The organism is Paraburkholderia sp. GAS348 (assembly GCF_050434205.1).
GTDB lineage: Bacteria > Pseudomonadota > Gammaproteobacteria > Burkholderiales > Burkholderiaceae > Paraburkholderia.
The window spans coordinates 261,466-279,528 of sequence record NZ_JBNPVT010000003.1 but is presented as its reverse complement, the minus strand read 5'-3'; the positions used below and the strand labels follow the sequence as shown (position 1 = coordinate 279,528).

Annotated in this window: 15 protein-coding genes and 1 pseudogene; 6 read left to right on the top strand and 10 right to left on the bottom strand. The window is 61.3% G+C overall.

Annotated elements, in window-relative coordinates:
• Positions 1-2: 2 nt before the first annotated feature.
• A complete protein-coding gene (locus P3T22_RS06725; protein ID WP_063499854.1) occupies positions 3-1,520 on the bottom strand; it encodes a PLP-dependent aminotransferase family protein in 1,518 nt (505 codons plus the stop codon).
• A gap of 122 nt (positions 1,521-1,642) precedes the next feature.
• Here P3T22_RS06725 and P3T22_RS06720 point away from each other — a divergent pair, with 122 nt between their 5' ends.
• Positions 1,643-2,926, top strand: a complete 1,284-nt coding sequence (locus P3T22_RS06720; RefSeq protein ID WP_429324572.1) for a 4-aminobutyrate--2-oxoglutarate transaminase — start codon at positions 1,643-1,645, stop codon at positions 2,924-2,926.
• A gap of 552 nt (positions 2,927-3,478) precedes the next feature.
• Positions 3,479-4,939 (top strand): NADP-dependent succinate-semialdehyde dehydrogenase, encoded by a 1,461-nt coding sequence (gabD, locus tag P3T22_RS06715; protein ID WP_063499856.1) that lies wholly within the window; start codon positions 3,479-3,481, stop codon positions 4,937-4,939.
• Positions 4,940-5,104: 165 nt separating this feature from the next.
• On the opposite strand, the gene P3T22_RS06710 is transcribed toward gabD, so the two are convergent.
• Complete coding sequence (locus tag P3T22_RS06710) at positions 5,105-5,431, bottom strand: DUF4148 domain-containing protein (protein WP_429324695.1); 327 nt, start codon at positions 5,429-5,431, stop codon at positions 5,105-5,107.
• A gap of 304 nt (positions 5,432-5,735) precedes the next feature.
• On the opposite strand from P3T22_RS06710, the gene P3T22_RS06705 reads away from it, so the two are divergent.
• Positions 5,736-6,236, top strand: a complete 501-nt coding sequence (locus P3T22_RS06705) for a thioesterase family protein (protein WP_429324694.1) — start codon at positions 5,736-5,738, stop codon at positions 6,234-6,236.
• Positions 6,237-6,395: 159 nt separating this feature from the next.
• On the opposite strand, the gene P3T22_RS06700 is transcribed toward P3T22_RS06705, so the two are convergent.
• Both P3T22_RS06700 and P3T22_RS06695 read right to left on the bottom strand, forming a co-directional pair.
• Complete coding sequence (locus P3T22_RS06700; protein ID WP_429324571.1) at positions 6,396-7,238, bottom strand: alpha/beta hydrolase; 843 nt, start codon at positions 7,236-7,238, stop codon at positions 6,396-6,398.
• Positions 7,239-7,521: 283 nt separating this feature from the next.
• A complete protein-coding gene (locus tag P3T22_RS06695; protein WP_063499859.1) occupies positions 7,522-8,403 on the bottom strand; it encodes an aldo/keto reductase family oxidoreductase in 882 nt (293 codons plus the stop codon).
• A gap of 106 nt (positions 8,404-8,509) precedes the next feature.
• Here P3T22_RS06695 and P3T22_RS06690 point away from each other — a divergent pair.
• Positions 8,510-9,141 (top strand): annotated as a pseudogene (locus tag P3T22_RS06690) (LysR family transcriptional regulator).
• A 73-nt stretch (positions 9,142-9,214) separates the two neighbouring features.
• Here P3T22_RS06690 and P3T22_RS06685 read toward each other — a convergent pair.
• On the bottom strand, positions 9,215-10,375 hold the full coding sequence (locus P3T22_RS06685; protein WP_063499860.1) for a porin: 1,161 nt from the start codon (positions 10,373-10,375) through the stop codon (positions 9,215-9,217).
• 556 nt (positions 10,376-10,931) lie between these two features.
• Here P3T22_RS06685 and P3T22_RS06680 point away from each other — a divergent pair.
• Positions 10,932-12,149, top strand: a complete 1,218-nt coding sequence (locus P3T22_RS06680) for a sensor histidine kinase (RefSeq protein WP_063500827.1) — start codon at positions 10,932-10,934, stop codon at positions 12,147-12,149.
• 66 nt (positions 12,150-12,215) lie between these two features.
• Here the strand turns inward: P3T22_RS06680 and P3T22_RS06675 are convergent, their stop codons facing one another.
• From P3T22_RS06675 to P3T22_RS06665, 3 genes are all read right to left on the bottom strand, one after another.
• The gene (locus P3T22_RS06675) at positions 12,216-12,470 is read right to left on the bottom strand and encodes a hypothetical protein (protein ID WP_429324570.1); all 255 of its coding nucleotides are present in this window, start codon (positions 12,468-12,470) and stop codon (positions 12,216-12,218) included.
• Between the two features lie 134 nt (positions 12,471-12,604).
• Positions 12,605-13,630, bottom strand: coding sequence for a hypothetical protein (locus P3T22_RS06670; protein ID WP_429324569.1), 1,026 nt, complete (start codon positions 13,628-13,630; stop codon positions 12,605-12,607).
• Between the two features lie 341 nt (positions 13,631-13,971).
• Positions 13,972-14,172 (bottom strand): hypothetical protein, encoded by a 201-nt coding sequence (locus P3T22_RS06665; protein ID WP_236721006.1) that lies wholly within the window; start codon positions 14,170-14,172, stop codon positions 13,972-13,974.
• Positions 14,173-14,176: 4 nt separating this feature from the next.
• On the opposite strand from P3T22_RS06665, the gene P3T22_RS06660 reads away from it, so the two are divergent.
• Complete coding sequence (locus P3T22_RS06660; protein WP_429324568.1) at positions 14,177-15,451, top strand: metallophosphoesterase family protein; 1,275 nt, start codon at positions 14,177-14,179, stop codon at positions 15,449-15,451.
• Between the two features lie 246 nt (positions 15,452-15,697).
• Here the strand turns inward: P3T22_RS06660 and P3T22_RS06655 are convergent, their stop codons facing one another.
• Positions 15,698-16,270, bottom strand: a complete 573-nt coding sequence (locus P3T22_RS06655; protein WP_429324567.1) for a hypothetical protein — start codon at positions 16,268-16,270, stop codon at positions 15,698-15,700.
• A 557-nt stretch (positions 16,271-16,827) separates the two neighbouring features.
• Positions 16,828-18,030 (bottom strand): 3-oxoadipyl-CoA thiolase, encoded by a 1,203-nt coding sequence (pcaF, locus tag P3T22_RS06650; protein WP_429324566.1) that lies wholly within the window; start codon positions 18,028-18,030, stop codon positions 16,828-16,830.
• Between the last annotated feature and the right edge of the window lie 33 nt (positions 18,031-18,063).

Genomic DNA, 18,063 nt, shown 5'->3' with positions numbered 1-18,063 from the left:
GCTCAAGCGAACTGCACAAGAGTCGCGTCGATCGCATCGGCCAGCGTATTGAAAGCAGGCGCAATCTCCTCGTCCGGCACGCACGCGTAGCCGATCAGCAGACCCGACGGCGCCAGCGCCGGTTGCGCGTAATACCCCGACAAAGGCCGCACGACAATATTGCGCTGCAGTGCGGCAGCCGCCACCGCGCGGTCGTCGCTGCCTTCAGGCAATTGCATCACCAGATGCAAACCGGCATCGCCGCCCACGGCCGGCAGCGCATCGCCATAACGGTGCGCGGCGGCATCCAGCAGGGTCTGGCGACGCTGCCCGTAAAGCGTGCGCATCTTGCGGATATGCGACGTGAAATGCCCTTCCGCGATGAACTCCGCGAGCATCGCCTGCTGCAACAACTGCCCTTCCCGATATAACTCCGCGCTCGCGGTCGCAAAGCTCTCGGCCAGCGCTTCAGGCACGACCAGGTAGCCGATGCGCAACCCCGGAAACAGCGTCTTGCCGAAGCTGCCCACGTAAATCACCTGCCCGGACCTGTCCAGCCCCTGCAGCGATGCCAGCGGCCGGCTGCCGTAGCGGTATTCGCTGTCGTAGTCGTCCTCGATGATCCAGCACTGGTTCTGCCGCGCGTACTCGAGCAGCATGCGCCGCCGCGCGAGGCTCATCACCATGCCGAGCGGATATTGGTGCGATGGCGTGACGAGCATCAGCTTCGGCGGTTGCGCGAGATCGTCAGCGGAGGGATTGATGCCCTCTTCGTCGACGGCGATCGGCCGCGATTCCAGGCCGGACACGTGCAGCACGCTGCGCACGCCCCAATAGCAAGGGTCTTCGGTCCAGATCAGATCGCCTGGATCGGACAGCAGGCGCACGGCCAGGTCGACCGACTGGTGGATCCCGGTCGTGATGATGATCTGCTCGGGCGTACAACGCACCGAGCGCGAAGTACGCAAATAGTCGGCCAACGCGTGCCGCAACGAGGCCAGCCCGCCGCCCGGCGCGTAGGTCAGCAGGTCCGGGCGCAGCCGGCGCCAATACTTGTTGTGCAGGCGGCTCCACACACGCGCTGGAAACTTCGTGACATCCGGCACCCCGGGCATAAACGCGCCCCATTGGCGCTTCGAAACACCTGCCCCCGCGATGAGCCGCGCGCCGCGCGTCGACAACGCGCGGTTGCCCTGCACCGGCAGCGGCGGCGGCAACGACTCGAGCGGCGCGGCCAGCACCTCGGCATCGGACACGCCGACGATCTCGTCCGGCGCGCTATCGGCGACGAACGTGCCGCGGCCGGTCGCCGAACTCACATAGCCCTCGAGCACCAACTGCTCGTACACTTGCGTGACGGTATTGCGCCCGATGCCCAGTTCCTGCGCCAATAGACGCGATGACGGCACCTTGCTGCCCGCCGGCAATTCGCGCGACAGGATCGCCTGCTGCAACAGCCGATGCAGCTGACGATAGATCGGCTGGCCGTTACCGCGGTCGAGGCGCTGTGCCAGCCAGTCGGACAAAACGCTCGCGCGCATGATTGGCTCCTACATTTTTATTGAAATGGCTCTGAAGTTAAGAGCCAAATCTCATTATAGTCGCTGCATGTGCTGCGCTGAGCGCGCGGACCTCGCCAAACCGAGGAGCGAAGGAGATATCCATGAAGAATGCTGAACTGAAGAGCCGCAAAGACGCTGCCACGCCGCGCGGCGTCGGGGTGATGTGCGATTTCTACGCCGAGCGCGCGGAGAACGCCGAGTTGTGGGACGTCGAAGGCCGCCGTTTCATCGATTTCGCCGCGGGTATTGCGGTGTGCAATACGGGCCACCGTCACCCGAAGATTCTGGCGGCGATCCGCGACCAGCTCGATCATTTCACACACACCGCGTATCAGATCGTGCCGTACGCGTCGTACGTCGAGCTGGCTGAGAAGATCAACGCGCGTGCGCCGGGCGACTATCCGAAGAAAACCGCCTTCTTCACGACGGGCGCCGAAGCCGTTGAAAACGCGATCAAGATCGCGCGTGCCGCGACTGGCCGTCCGGGCGTGATCGCATTCACCGGCGGTTTCCATGGCCGCACGATGATGGGCATGGCGCTGACTGGCAAGGTCGCGCCGTACAAGATCGGCTTTGGGCCGTTCCCGGCGGACGTGTTCCACGCCCCGTTCCCGAATCCGCTGCATGGCGTGACGACGGCTGATTCGCTGAAGGCGATCGAGTTTCTGTTCAAGGCCGACATCGATCCGAAGCGCGTCGCGGCGATTATTTTCGAACCGGTTCAGGGCGAAGGCGGTTTCTATCCGGCGCCGGCCGAGTTCGTGCGCGCCTTGCGCAAGCTGTGCAACGAGCATGGCATTTTGCTGATTGCCGACGAAGTGCAGACGGGTTTTGCCCGTACCGGCAAGTTGTTCGCGATGCATCACTATGACGTGGTGCCTGATCTGATGACGATGGCCAAGAGTCTGGCGGGCGGGATGCCGTTGTCGGGTGTGGTTGGGCGTGCTGACTTGATGGATGCGGCGGCGCCTGGCGGCCTGGGTGGCACCTATGCGGGTAACCCGCTGGCGGTGGCTTCCGCGCATGCTGTGCTCGATATCATCGATGAAGAGAAGCTCTGCGAGCGGGCTACGGTTTTGGGTGACCGTGTCAAGGCGAAGCTGATCGCGCTTCAGGGCGAAGTTCCGCAGATCGCCGATGTGCGCGGGCCGGGCGGGATGGTGGCTGTTGAGTTCTGCAAGGCAGGCGGGACGGAGCCGGATGCCGACTTCACCAAGCGGGTGCACACGCTGGCGCTTGAGCGCGGGTTGTTGCTGCTGGTTTGTGGTGTTTATTCGAACGTGGTTCGGTTCCTGTTCCCGCTTACGATTCAAGACTCCGTCTTTGATGAGGCGATGGGGATTCTGGAAGCTGTGCTTAAGGAAAGTGTTTCTGTAGCTGTTTGATGGTGTTTTGGCCTGCGCGGCGGTTGTTGTTTGCCTGCGGCGTTGGCCTTTCCTTGATTTGTTTGTCTGCGCGGCGCTGGTTTGTCTGTCTGCCTGCGGCGTTGGCCTTTCCTTGAATTGTTCGTGGTCTATTAGCGTCGCCCCTATGCGGGGCGGCACTCACTTTCTTTGCCGCCGCAAAGAAAGTAAGCAAAGAAAGCGGCTCAAACCGCTAATGCTAAGCGGGTCCCGTGGCCTGCACCGGGTAGTGGTGCATCTGGAATCCGGGCCCTCGCACCTTCAGGCGCCAGTGACAAAGGATTCATCAGCTCCCACTCCGCACTACGTGCGTCGCGGATGGGTCTGCATGGGAAACCAGGGGCTTCGGTTCAAGTCTGTGGGAGCCAGCGGCTTCGCCTCGGCGAGGTGCCCTAGTGTCCCGGAGACGAGTTTCGCGAGTGAATGAAAGTGCAAACTCGCAGACCGAATGAAAGGCCAACGCCGTACGCGCACAAACAAACCGGCGCCGCGCGGGCAAAGACCGATATTTAAAGACCCAGGAGCAAACCAAAAATGCCGACGCTAGTCCTAAAAGACCCCTCCCTCCTAAAAACACAAGCCTACATAGCAGGCGAATGGCAACCCGCCGACGACGGCGCAACCTTCGAAGTAAAAAACCCCGCCACAGGCGAAACAATCGCCACAGTGCCCCGCATGGGCACAACCGAAACCCGCCGGGCAATCGATACAGCAAACGCCGCATGGCCAGCATGGCGAGCAAGCACCGCCAAACAACGCGCCACGATCCTGCGCAAATGGCATGACCTGATGCTGGAAAACGTCGACGATCTGGCAACGATCCTGACCACCGAACAAGGCAAGCCCCTCGCCGAAGCCAAAGGCGAAATCCTCTACGCCGCCTCGTTCCTGGAATGGTTCGCAGAAGAAGGCAAACGCGTCAGCGGCGACACCATCCCCACGCCGGCAAACGACAAACGCATCGTCGTGACGAAAGAACCGGTCGGCGTCTGCGCAGCCATCACGCCGTGGAATTTCCCGGCAGCAATGATCACTCGCAAGGTCGGCCCAGCGCTCGCCGCCGGCTGCCCGATCATCGTCAAACCGGCGGAAGCCACCCCCCTGTCGGCATTCGCCCTCGCCGTGCTGGCCGAACGCGCCGGCGTGCCGCGCGGCGTGTTCAACGTCATCACCGGCGAGCCGAAAACCATCGGCGCCGAAATGACCGGCAATCCGATCGTGCGCAAACTGTCGTTCACCGGCTCGACGCCAGTGGGCCGTCTACTGATGGCGCAGTGCGCGCCGACAATCAAGAAAGTGTCGCTCGAACTCGGCGGCAACGCGCCGTTCATCGTCTTCGACGACGCGGATCTGGATGCGGCCGTCGAGGGCGCCATCGCGTCGAAATATCGCAATAGCGGCCAAACCTGCGTTTGCACGAATCGCTTCTACGTGCACGATAAGGTCTACGACGCATTCGCCGAAAAACTGCGCGTCGCCGTCGAGCAACTCAAAGTCGGCCGCGGCACCGAAGACGGCGTCACACAAGGTCCGCTGATCAACGAAGCCGCCGTGCTCAAGGTCGAATCGCATATCGAAGACGCCCTCGCCAAAGGTGCACGCATCGTCACCGGCGGCAAGCGCCATGCCCTCGGTCACGGCTTCTTCGAGCCGACCGTGCTCGCGGATGTCACGCCGGCCATGAAGGTCGCACACGACGAAACCTTCGGGCCGCTCGCGCCGCTGTTCCGCTTCTCGTCGGATGAAGAAGTGATCCGCCTCGCCAACGATACGGAATTCGGCCTCGCGTCGTACTTCTATAGCCGCGATATCGGCCGCGTCTGGCGTGTCGCGGAAGCGCTCGAATACGGCATGGTGGGGATCAACACCGGGTTGATTTCCAACGAGGTCGCGCCGTTCGGCGGCGTCAAGCAATCCGGTCTTGGCCGCGAGGGCTCGCATTACGGTATCGACGATTACGTCGTGATCAAGTACATGTGCGTCGGCGGAATCTGAGCCTTTACTGTAAAGGGTCGAATATAGGCCTTACGCTGGAAGCTACGTGTTTCGTTCAACGCTCAATCGCAAAGCGGCCTTGCATTCACGTCGACGTGAATGCAAGGCCGCTGCGCAAAGATGGGAATCAGGCGGGTGCGAGACTATCGCTCACACCGCCGCCTATTAATGACCGAAGCTGGCGACCGGAACTGAATAGGAGCTCGACGTCGTTTCGGTGTGGCCGCCTGCTTGCGACGAACCGTTGGTAGCCGTTCCGTAACCGCTGGCTTGAGCGGTGCCGTTTTGTGCCGCAACGCGTGCTTCGGCGGCCTGAAGGTTTTCCGGGTAGTCGTCCACATTCGCTGTTGACGGGTTGTAGCCGGCCTTTTCCAGTTGGACCAGCTCAGCGCGCACCTGGGCGCGGGTCACCGGCTGGCTGGATTGGGCAAACGCAGCGAGCGGCGCGGTGATGAGAGCGGCGATAACAACAGCTTCGATCAGGGATTTCATGACGACTACCTCCAGAGTTTGTTTTTTGCCGTGCTGCAAACCCGTTTGTTTGCAGCCAGTGGAAGCAGTCTAGGAGTCAATTAATATAGGGTAAACGCCTAAGAAACGAATTCACTGTTGCTAGAATCGGCACAATCACATTTGCATTACGAGTGCGCTGGCGGCGATCGGGGAAGCCAAGGCGCGGCATGGCCTGCTTCCCGCGGAGTGATGCCGCAGTGTACGGGCAAGCGCACCGCTGCATGGGCCCAATGCGTTCCCGAAGCGGCCGATGCAGCCCATACTTATGACGGAGACCATGCATATGCCGGACCACGCAACGCTACCCTGCTATCGCGATTCCGTACGCGCTGAATGGGTCGATTACAACGGCCACTTGCGCGACGCGTTCTACATGCTGATTTTTAGCTTCGCGACTGACGCGCTGATTGATGTAATCGGGCTGCCTGATCCGGTGCGCAAAGAACGCGGCCGCTCGATCTATACGCTCGAAGCGCATATCAACTACCTGCATGAAATCAAGGAAGGCGTGCAGGTTCGCGTCGATATGCGCGTGCTTGGGCATGACGCGAAGCGGCTGCATCTTTACCTCGAGATGTTTGCCGATGATGGAGTCGCACCGGTGGCCGCAGGCGAACAGATGCTGCTGCACGTCGATACCGGCGGCCCGCGCGCTGTTGCCTTCGACCCTGATGTCGAGGCGCGCGTTCGGGCGCTCGCGCAAGCGCATGCTGTGTTGCCGCCAGCCAGGTTTGCGGGCCGCGTAATTGGATTGCCGGTCAAGACGCCGCGCAATGGAAGTTAGGCAAGCGAGGGGGAGGATGCAATTTGCGAGCGCTATGCGGCGGCGCTCACGCCGCCTTTACCCGCCGATGTGATAGCCGAAGTGCGTTGCATCGCACTGTCTGCCAGTTTCTAGACGCGCATTCCGCCGTCGCGTGATGCCATTGGCGTATCAATCCCTTCACGTCTGCGCCATTCCCCCACTCCGCTTGAACGAACTGGCAAAAAATAGCACCTGGTATTGCACTGCATTCGCCCAATACGTCCACGTATGCCCGCCAGGCCGCTCCGCATAATCATGCGGCACGCCCAACTCGACAAGCCGCGCATGCAGCATCCGGTTCGACTGAACAAGCGAATCATTCACCCCGCAATCGATCGTCAGCGCAATATGCGCATTGCCCAAACTACGAGCGTTCTCAACAATCGCCTCGTTGTTCCAGAAGTCGGCGTGACGAGCCGGATCCCCAAACACCTGATCGATCCCGGGCTCGTCCTCACACCCGCGCGGATCGACCGCTCCGCTAATACTTCCCGCAGCGCCGAATTCGTCCGGCCGGTCCAGCGCGATATGCAACGCCCCGAACCCGCCCATGCTCAAGCCCGTAATCGCGCGCGCCTGGCGCGTCGCAATCGTGCGGAAATGCGTGTCGACATACCCGACGACTTCTGTACCGACATAGGTTTCGTAACGGCTGCGCGGATCGACAGGGCTGTCGATATACCAGCTCTCGTGACCGCCGTCAGGCATGACGAGGATCACGTGATAACGGTCGGCGAGTTTGGCAATATGCGAATTCGCGGTCCAGTCGGTGTAATCGCCGCCTGAACCATGCAGCAAGTAGACGACGGGGAAGCGATCGGCCGCTTTGCCGTGCGTGTACTGGTCGGGCAGCACCACAGTCGCCTCGAACGACTTATGCATGGCCGCGCTGGGAATGGTGACGACCCTGGACTGAAACGCCCAGACCGGGTTCGTGAACAGCAGCGTCAGAATGAGCCAGAACGCACGATTCATTTTCATGGTTTGTCGCTCTCCCCTTTCTTTGTGTCCGAAGAACACTGTCTGGCATCTGGCGGCAAAATTCTGACGACGACTCTAACAACGGCGACTTACAGCCAAATTTCAGCGAAGCATACGGTCTCGTCAGCTTGGCGCCGCTCCAGAGGGAGCCGGACCGGCCCAAACCGAGCCTCCCTTCAACGCTATTGAACGACTACGCCCCGCACGTGAATGCATTCCGGGACCTAGGTCGACATCAACGCAATGAACGGTTGAAAAAATACGTGCGTTGCCGCGTGCGCGATCACGCTTCCCCATTCCCTGCGCCGATCGCATCCAGTTCCGCGCGCACCTCGTCGCTCAGGCTCAGGCGTGCTGCCTGCAGGTTTTCACACAGATGCCCTAGCGAAGAAGTGCCCGGAATCAGCAGAATGTTAGGCGCGCGATGCAGCAGCCAGGCGAGCGCCACCTGCATCGGCGTCGCGCCGATCGTTTGCGCGACCGTGGACAGCGCTGATGACTGGATCGGCGTGAATCCGCCAAGCGGGAAGAACGGTACATAAGCGATCCCCTTCCCCGCCAATTCATCGACCAGCGCATCGTCTTCCCGATGAACCAGGTTGTAGTGATTCTGGACGCAGACAATTTCCGCGATGCCTTGCGCCTCGGCGACCTGGGCCGCGGTCACGTTGCTCAAACCGATATGGCGAACCAGCCCTTGCTGTTGAAGTTCGGCGAGCGCGGCGACCTGCTTTTCAATCGATCCTTCGGCAGGTGCATGCACGCTGCCCATGATTCGCATATTGACGACGTCGAGCGCGTCGACACCGAGATTGCGAAGATTGTCATGAACGCCGCGCGCGATGTCTTCCGGCTCGAGTGCCGGCAGCCACGAACCGTCGTTACCGCGGACCGCGCCAACCTTGGTGACGATCACGAGGTCGTCCGGATAAGGATGCAGTGCTTCGCGAATCAGCTGGTTGGTGATGTGAGGCCCGTAGAAGTCGCTCGTATCGATGTGATTGACGCCCGACGCCACCGCTTCGCGCAGCACGGCGATGGCGACGTCACGATCTTTCGGTGGCCCGAATACGCCGGGTCCGGCCAGTTGCATGGCGCCATAGCCCATGCGTTGCACGGGGTGGCCAGCCAGCAAAAATGTGTCCACGGAGGTGAAGTTCGACATAGCGCGCTCCTTGATGTGAGGTGTTGAGCGGCAGTATGGCGCGGATTGCGTTGTTCGATAATCCAGCCAAAATTGGACGGGTTGTTGAACATTTTGAACAACGACCATGGAATTCAACGATCTTGCCGCATTCGTTTCGGTCGCTCGCGCCGGGGGCTTTCGCGACGCCGCGCGCATCAGCGGTGTCTCCGCCTCCAGCCTAAGCATTGCCGTGCGTCGCCTCGAGTCGAAGCTCGGGTTGCGCTTGCTCAACCGAACCACGCGCAGCGTGGCCCCGACCGAAGCGGGACTGCGTCTGATCGAAAAGCTGAAGTCGGTCCGCGCGTGCAGCGTTTCGCTACGGCCGCGGCGCCGGAGTATCTCGACACGCACGGCAGACCCGAGCATCCGCGCGACCTGCTCTCTCATGCGTGCTTGCGTGGTCAATTTGCCGGCGGCGCTACGCCGACCTGGTATTTCGAGCGCGACGGCGAGGTGGTCCAGTTGAATCCGTCGGGACCGCTCCTCGTCAGGCCTGGCGCAGCAATCGACCTTGCAGTCAGTGCCGCTGTCGCAGGCGTGGGGGTGATTCACCTTTTCGAGGACATGCTGCGCCTGCATCTCGACAGCGGCGCCCTGGAGCCGATCCTGGAGCCGTGGTGGCAGCGCTTTTCGGGGCCGTTTCTTTACTATCCCGGCCGTCGTCATTTGCCCGCACCGCTGCGCGTATTTGTCGATTTCCTGAAGACGGGTGGTTAGGCGGGTACGGTGCCGACGGATGCCCACCAGAATGCGGGCATCCGTCGTTACGGGTCGCGTATCGCGAGTCCGATCAGAATGCGTGACGCATCCCCACCGTGACCGCCACTTGCGTGTTCGACGACGAAGGCGAGAGCGTGTTGATCATGGCATGCGAGAGCACGGAGTCCGCAGGTGCGCCGTGCACGTTCTGATAGACGCCTTCAAGATAGAAGTCGGTGCGCTTGCTGAGCGAATAATCGGCCTGAAGCATCCCCGTATTCCATCCCGGCGACGAGCCGTTATAGGCGCCATGCGTGTACGTATACGCGCCCGATACGCTCAACGCAGGCGTGAGCGCGTACTTTACGTTCGCTTCGTAGTTGTCGAGGCGCAGCGAGCCAGTCAGGCTTCCGGCGGAAGGGTCGTTTGCACCGAGGTAAGTGCCGGTTCCGAACGAAAAGACACCCGACGCGTTGTCCAGTTGCGTATGGCTCCAGACCAGGCCAACGGTAGCCGGCCCGAACGTGTAGTTACCGCCAAGCGACCAGATGCGCTGGCGTTGTGCAAGGAAGTTCGCGCTGGTGTCACCCGTGGTAACGGCACTCCCTGCGCCGCCTGCGTTGTTGAACTGCAGGTATCCGGCGGCAAGATTGACAGGCCCTTCCGTATAGGAAACGCCGAAGCCGTACGAGCGGTTGTTCGCGAAGCTGCCTGCCTTGTTGCTGAAGGCGTACATCGTTTCGAACGTAACGCCACGATATGTCGGGCTGGCGTACTTGACCATATTGTTGACAACGACCGAGTCCGCAGCAAGGTTGTCGTTTTCGAACGGATGCGCAGCCATGTTGCCGCCCCACGTGTTGGTCCCTGCCGTGAGCGGTCCGACGAGGTCGTTCATCACGTCAAACTGGCGGCCGAACGTCAAGGTGCCGTAGGGATCGCTCTGCAAACCGACCCACGCCTGAGAGCCGAAACCGTCGCCGGAGAAGGCCTGCGCGCCGTTATTCAGCAGGAATCCCTGCTCCAGTTTGAAGACCGCATGCAAGCCGCCACCGAGATCCTCCGTGCCTTTGAGGCCGAAGACCGTGTTTTGCGTCGAGCTGGTCACTTCCTGCCAGTTGCTATGGCCGCCTTGATTGTTCGTGTAGATCAATCCCGCATCGATAAGACCATAGAGAGTCACGCTGCTTTGCGCATGCGCCGACATAGCAAAGGCGCCGGAAAGCGCGACCACGAGTAAAGATTTTTTCATACCTGTTGGCTCCGTGATTTAGCGGTGATGGTGTAATCAGTTGTGTGTGTTCGATACTTACTGGCGAGCGTGTTGAGCGCCAACAAGTTCTACCAATGGACGGGCAACGCATTCGCACGCTGGTGCTACGCGAATTGCGGAAACATTCGATATCGCTTGCTGATTATTGCGTGTAGTGCATTCCAATGACTTACGAATGGCGCGTACTGACTACAGTATGGTTTTCAATCAGGTTACGCAGGCGCGTCTTGCGAGCGCTGCCGGAAACGAACAGTGCGATGATATGGGTTCGAAAATAAATAGCACGTCAAAAATAAAATGACGTGTTGCCAAAAGAACACGAGTGGCCTACGTCGGCAACGTTGTAGTGAAACTCGAATGGCACGTTCAGGCGACGTGCCGCATCAAGAGTCAACGGCTCACCCTCCTACCGCCACGCTTGCGTCAACGCCTCCCACACTTGCGAGGATTCTTGCTCGCGGGTTACGCGATACGTGTTCCACGATCAGCAATTGCGGCGATAATGGGGCAGCAACTTCACCCCGATGCACCCAATATGACCGAAACACACGTTAGCCCGCTGCGCAAATTTGCCGATTTCGTTCGCGAGCAACGGACGCGCCTGACCGCGCAATGGATGAAAGCGGTGTTCGGCGATGTCGACCTCGTCGAAGCGGACAAGCTCACCTATCAGCAGCTCGCCGATCACCTGCCGGACATTCTCGAAGGACTGTGCCTTGCGCTCGACGTCGAAGATCTCGAACGCGTCGAGCCGGCCATCGAACGTAATGCGAGAAAACACGGCATGGTCCGCTGGCGCCAGGGCTACCGGATCGAGGAACTCGTGCGCGAGCTCGACCTGTTTCATCAGCTGCTCGCCGACGCGCTGGAAGAATTCGCTGGCCAGGACAGCACGTTCACGCGCCGTCACGAAGGCCGGGCGCGGCGCCTGATCGCCGAAACACTCAGCATGGTGACGTTCACGTCGATCAAGGAGGCGGTCAGCGAACGGGACCGCAAGATCGATGAGTACACCGGCAGGCTCGAGCGCGCCAATCACGAGTTGACGCTCAAGCAGCGGCTGGTCGGCGATCTTTACGAGTCACGCATGCAGATCACCCGCAGCGTGGTCCACGATCTGCGCAATTTTCTGAACGCGTTTTCGATTGCGTTGCAATTGATCGGACGAGCGCCTTCAAAGGCCGATATGGCGTTGACGCTGGCCAACCGGCAGGCCTCGGACATGAAACAACTCGTCGACCAGATGGTCGAGTACTCGGTCGTGCTCGGCGACGACGCTCCGCTCGCCCGCGACCGGGTCGAGCTGCGTGAGCTTTACGATGAACTCGTTGACTCCTCGCGTCCGGCAATCGAGGCCAAAGGACTGAAGTTGCGTGCAGCGTTCGATCCGGCGCTATCCGTGGTTACGTCCAATCGTCTCAAACTTAAGCAGATTGCCGTCAATCTGCTCTCCAACGCGACAAAGTACACGAAGTCCGGCGAGATCGAACTTGCCTTCGCAACGGCCGGCGCGGACCACTGGCTGATTCGCGTATCGGATACTGGCGTGGGCATTGCGCCTTCGGATGCGGACCGGGTGTTCGACGAATTCGAACGCGCTGCGGGCGAAGGTATTCCCGGCACGGGCCTCGGTCTCGCGATCGTCAAGGAGCTTTGCCACGTGTTGAACGGTCAGATCGATTTCGTGTCACGCGAAGGCGTGGGGACCACGTTCGAAATCCGGTTCCCGCTGGTGCTGGCTGAAACCGAATAAACGGAACGCTTGCTGCGGCTCGGGTCGTTTGACAAGCGCGAATGGCCACTCCGGCCAATCGCGCGTCTACCCCGCCTGGGCGTTTCTGCCGGCCGGCAAACATCCGCTCATTGCGCCGCCGCGGTCGCTCAGCCCCCGCACCACGACCTCGGACGATTTGCCATCACGTCTCGCCAATTCGGCGAGGTCGAGCAACGCCGCGTATTTCGCCGAACAGTCCTGCTGGGGTTCGATCGCTCGGCGCACGGCATGCGTTTCAGTGTTTGTGACGCCCTCACCCACTGCAATCGCCACACCTGCAGCAACGATCATCGTTGCCAACGCAACTACCTTGCAGCACGTCCGCGTGCGGATCGCGTTGAAACGTGACCGGACCGCCTGCGCACGTCCCTGCCGGCGACGAGGCCGACCAATGTGCCCGGCCTCGTCGCCGGCTCTCACTTGCGTGTTTTCACTCATGACCAGTGCGCCGGCACCCAGACATTGCCCACCCAGTGCCCCGGCACCCACACCACTGGGCGCGGCGCAGGCGCCACATAGACAACGCGCGGTGCGACATACACAGCAGGCGGCGGGGGTGGCGGCGGAACGTAGACAACTGGAGGCGGCGGAACGTACACCGCCGGCGGCGGTGCGACAACAACCGGAGGCGGCGGCACATACGCAACCGGCGGCGGTACGACGACAACCGGCTTCGGTGCAACCACGACCGTCGTGCCGCCCGTCGTGACGACGCCGGTGGTCGTAACCGTTCCGCTTGTCGTCACCGTGTTGCCGTGTGTCCCCGTCGTGCTCGTCGACGTCGTCACGACACCTGGTGCAACACGCGTGGCCGTACCGGAGTGATTGACGGTGCCACCGTCAGACCCCGTCACCGTGCCCGAACGTGAACACGAAGCCCCCGCACAGCTGGTCGATGCAGAATGGTTGACCGTGTTGCCGTTCGAGCCCGTGATCGACCCGGACGACGAATACTGGCCAGGCGCGGTTTTGGTCACATCGCCTGAGGTGGTGGCGGTTTTGCCGTCCGGTCCGGTGAGGGTGCCGGTATGCGAGCAGGTGCCACCCGCGCAATTGGTGTCGCCGGCGTGCTGGACCTGGTTGCCGTAGCGTCCCGTCGCCGTGCCTGAATTCGAGAACTGCCCGGGGGCATTGCGGGTCACCGTGCCGGTGTTGGTCGCCACGCCACCGTAGGGGCCGGCCACGCCGCCAGCATGCGAACAACTGCCGCCGCCACACGAGCCGTAACGCGCGCCGTTGTAGGTGCCACGGGAGGTGTACGCGGTGCCGTGCTGCGACCAGGCGAAAGCTGAAGCGCTGCCGAGCGAGAGTACGGTGACGGTTGCGGTAAGCGCGAGCTTGCGCAGCGCGCGGCGCACGGACGCGGAGGGCGTCATGGAGGCAGCTGAAGCGGCGGAGGCGGAGGCGGCGGTGGCGGTGGCGGTGGCGGTGGCTGGGACGACGAACGAACAGTTCTTCACGATATGTCCTTCTTGATTTCGGGCCACTTCTGCGCACTGCGGCGTGGCGACAAACGGACTATAGAGGGACGCCTTCCATTAATCAGCAGCGAAGATATGTCACCCTGTTTCACCGCGACAGAGGTCCGCTGGACAAGGGTTTGCGAACGTTTCGAACGGGCCGTGACATAGGTCGACATAAATTGCCACAGGCTGGGCCCCTCCCCGGCCGCGCGAAGGGTCAAACGCGACAGCGAACCAGGTTTGACACCACCGCGACACTTTTCCGAAATACTCATGTCGTACGGTTCGATGAACGCAACGGCGAAAGCCGCTTACCTGTCACCCCGCTTACTCTTCCTTCAAGAGGCGCTCATGTCGACAAAACGCGAGTCGAAATCCAAAGCCAAGACGAAAGAAAGCACGGCGAAAGCAGAAGACAAACGAAAGCCGGCCAGCAAGGCCGCCGCATCCGGCAAAAGGGCCACTGCGCTCGCCAGCGGCTCAAACCAGCCTGCCGGGACTGCCACCCCGACAGCGCTCAGTCCGCGGATGCTGGACAAGCCCGTGTTCGCACAACCTCAGCCGACCGCGGACCCCACAGTGTTTCGTGTGCCCCATCCATCGGACGATGCGGCCTATCAGGAAATCGACAAGCTCAATGCGGAGCACAAACTGTTTCCGTTGCCGTTTCCCGCGCCGAGGGGCGGCGCGGAGCCCCAGTTCACCCTGGCCGATGTCATGGGCGGCAACGCAACCGCCATCGACAGACTCACAGCCGCCGGACAACTGGTATTTCACGCGCTAGGCGATTGCGGCAATACGAAAGGCCCGGCGACCCAAAACGAAGTGGCCGACAAATTGACCGCCGACTTCAACGAAGCCAACGCCGCCGAAGTGCCTCAGTTCGCGTTGTTGCTCGGCGATGTCGTCTATAGCTTTGGCGAGGGCCAGTACTATTACGATCAGTTTTACGAACCGTATCGAGACTATCCGGCGCCGATCCTCGCCTGCGCCGGCAATCACGACGGAATGGTTTCGCCGGAAGCGCACGCCGCGAGTCTCGCCGCGTTCCTGCGAAATTTTTGCGCGGAGACCTTCGCCGTGACGCCCGAAGCGGGCGGATTGTCGCGCACCGCGCAAATCCAGCCGGGCGTGTTCTTCACGTTCGATGCGCCGTTCGTGCGCATACTGGTGATTTACAGCAATACGCTCGAAGATCCCGGTGTGATTTCAGACCCGAAGATCGGGAGTACTCAGCTCGACTTTCTCGACGCCGCGCTCAAGCGCGTCAAAGCCGAGAAGTTCACCGGCGCACTGCTGATCGCGGATCATCATCCGCCGTACAGCGCGGGCGGACACGGATCGAGCGTCGATATGCTGGCGCAGATCGACAAAGTCTGCGAAGCCAACGACGTCTGGCCGCATGCGTTTCTTTCCGGCCATGCCCATAACTATCAGCGCTTCACGCGCACGCGAAATGCGGACGGCACGCAGATTCCCTACCTCGTCTGCGGCAACGGCGGACACGGTTTGATCAAGCTCGCCGCACAGGGAGCACCCGCCATCCGCGCGCCGCAAATCATGCAGGCAGCGTCGGCCACCGCCGATCAGGTCGTGCTGGAAAACTACGATGACACCAACTACGGCTATCTGCGCATAGTCGTCACCGCCGCGCAGTTACGTATCGAGTATCACTCGGCGTCCGACGGCCTCAACACGAAAGCGCCGAACGACTACGTGACGGTCAACCTCGCCGAGCGCAAAGTGGCTCATTTCGTTGCGGCGGACATGGGGCATCCGATGGCGGCGAGAGCGGTGCGTGCTTTGGTACGCCGCTAGCGGCGGGACTTCGCGAGACCCAAAAGCCCCGCCGGTAACGGCAGGGGCCTGGCCTTTGTTTTGTGGGTGCCGCCGTCCACCGGATCGAGGCGTCTGCTGATCAGCCATGCCAGCTCCGAGGCGCCAGGCATGCCGTGTTGCGCAGCTGCTTGATGTGGCTTAAACGCGGATTGCTCAAGCACGGACTGCTGAAACACGGGCTGCCTGAACGCGTGCCTCATACCGGCGCGGCATGGACTGCGCCAATTATTGCGGTGTCACCTGCACGGCCGCTGCCGAAACGAATACCGCGTGGATCGTATCGCCGACCTTGACGCCCTTCAGATCCACGTCCGGTCCGACTTCGAGCGTTTGCGTCTGATACGCGCCGCGCAGCGTGACGAGGCGCTTCTTGTGATCGATCTTCTGCACGGTGGCGAGCACTTCGACCTGACGCGCGGATTCAAAGCCACCCGAAGCCGGGGCATACACCTGCGTATCGACGCGTTCACGAATGCCCTTGTCTGCGCCGGTGACCTTGTCGGCCTTCACCAGCAACGCATTCTTGTACAGCACGTCCACCCGATCGCCGACCTTGAGTTGATCGAAGCTGGCCACCTGCTGGCTCACCAGCACGACCACCGCATTGCCGCCCGGCCCTTTGAGCGTGAGCGTGCGGCTGCCCGGATCGATACCGACGATCTGCGCCTTCACATGCACCGGCTGCACCGAACTGACGATGCCTTGCGCGGCACTGGCCATTGCATCTTGCGCCCACGCCGGTTGCGCCGCGGCGAAAGCCGCTACCATCAACGCTGCTCCAATCGTCGCTGCCTTCATTTACGCTCTCCTCGAGAAATTGTTCGATCTGGCGTTACGGCGATCTGAAACCGCAGGATGCCGATTAACGCCACGAATGCATACAGCTTCAGGGTGACCATTACTAAATGGGTACGGCGCAACGATTGTACATGCCTTACAAGAAGCTACGATTGTTTATATTGCGATTTTAAAATCAGTGGGCGGCATGATGCAAAATGCCGCCACACGGCGTCGCAGCGACATCTTGCCGGTTGACAACACTGCTTTAATCTTGCGGACCATCCATATAAAGCGACAATATTTTATATGCATACGGCATTAAATTCATACTGCATGACAGCCAGACGGCTCATTATTATTTTTATCGACGGCATTCGCCGCGATGCAATCAAAAGCCGTCATTAGCATGGATTGAACATCAATTGAATAGCCGGTTAATCCATGCGCGGCACCAAAAATAAAACAGCCCCGTCGCCTGAGCGAAGGGGCTGTTCATGATGCGGCCAGAGGAGCGCCAGGCGCGTCGCCTCAACGCTAACGACGCTGCAGCGCTTCCCTGCCCAGGCTCCAGACCGTTACACGCGTTCAATAGCGATCGCGATGCCTTGGCCAACGCCGATACACATCGTGCACAGTGCAAAACGGCCTTGCGTGCGGTGCAGTTGATACATCGCGGTCGTGACCAGACGCGCGCCGCTCATGCCGAGCGGGTGGCCGAGCGCGATGGCGCCGCCGTTCGGATTCACGCGTGCGTCGTCATCCGCGACGCCGAGCGTGCGCAGCACGGCAATACCTTGCGAGGCGAATGCTTCGTTCAATTCGATCACGTCGAACTGGTCGATGGTCATGTTCAGGCGAGCCAGCAACTTCTGCGTGGCGGCCACCGGGCCGATACCCATCACGCGCGGTGCAACACCTGCCGTTGCGATACCCAGCACGCGTGCACGCGGCGTGAGGCCGAAGCGTTTCGCGGTTGCTTCGTTGGCAAGCAGCAAAGCCACCGCGCCGTCGTTCACGCCCGATGCGTTGCCTGCCGTGACCGTGCCGTCCGGGCGCACCACGCCCTTCAGTTTGGCCAGCGCTTCAAGGCTGGTTTCGCGCGGGTGTTCGTCTTGCAACACGGTGATCGGATCGCCCTTCTTCTGCGCGATCGTCACGCCGACGATTTCCTGCGCGAGCGTGCCATCGCGTTGCGCGCGTGCAGCTTTCTGCTGACTGCGCAGCGCAAACGCGTCCTGATCGGCACGGCTGATCTTGTAGTCGGTTGCGACGTTTTCGCCGGTCTCGGGCATCGAATCGACGCCGTACATCTGCTTCATCAGCGGGTTCACGAAACGCCAGCCGATCGTCGTGTCGAACATATCGGCCTGGCGCGAAAACGCGCTGGTCGCCTTGCCCATCACGAACGGCGCACGGCTCATGCTTTCGACTCCGCCCGCCACCATCAGCGCGGCCTCGCCCGACTTGATCGCGCGCGCAGCGATGCCGACGGCGTCCATGCCCGAGCCGCACAGGCGGTTCACCGTGGAGCCCGGCACGCCTTGCGGCAAACCGGCCAGCAGCAGCGACATGCGCGCCACATTGCGGTTGTCTTCACCGGCCTGGTTCGCGCAGCCGTAGATCACGTCGTCGATCGCGTTCCAGTCGACGTCTTTATTGCGCTCCATCAGCGCTTTGAGCGGCACGGCGCCCAGATCGTCGGCGCGCACCGACGACAGCGAACCCGCATAGCGGCCGATCGGGGTGCGAATCGCGTCGCACAGGAATGCTTCGGTCATGTGATGTCTCCAGTTGGTGTGCTACGTGCGCTG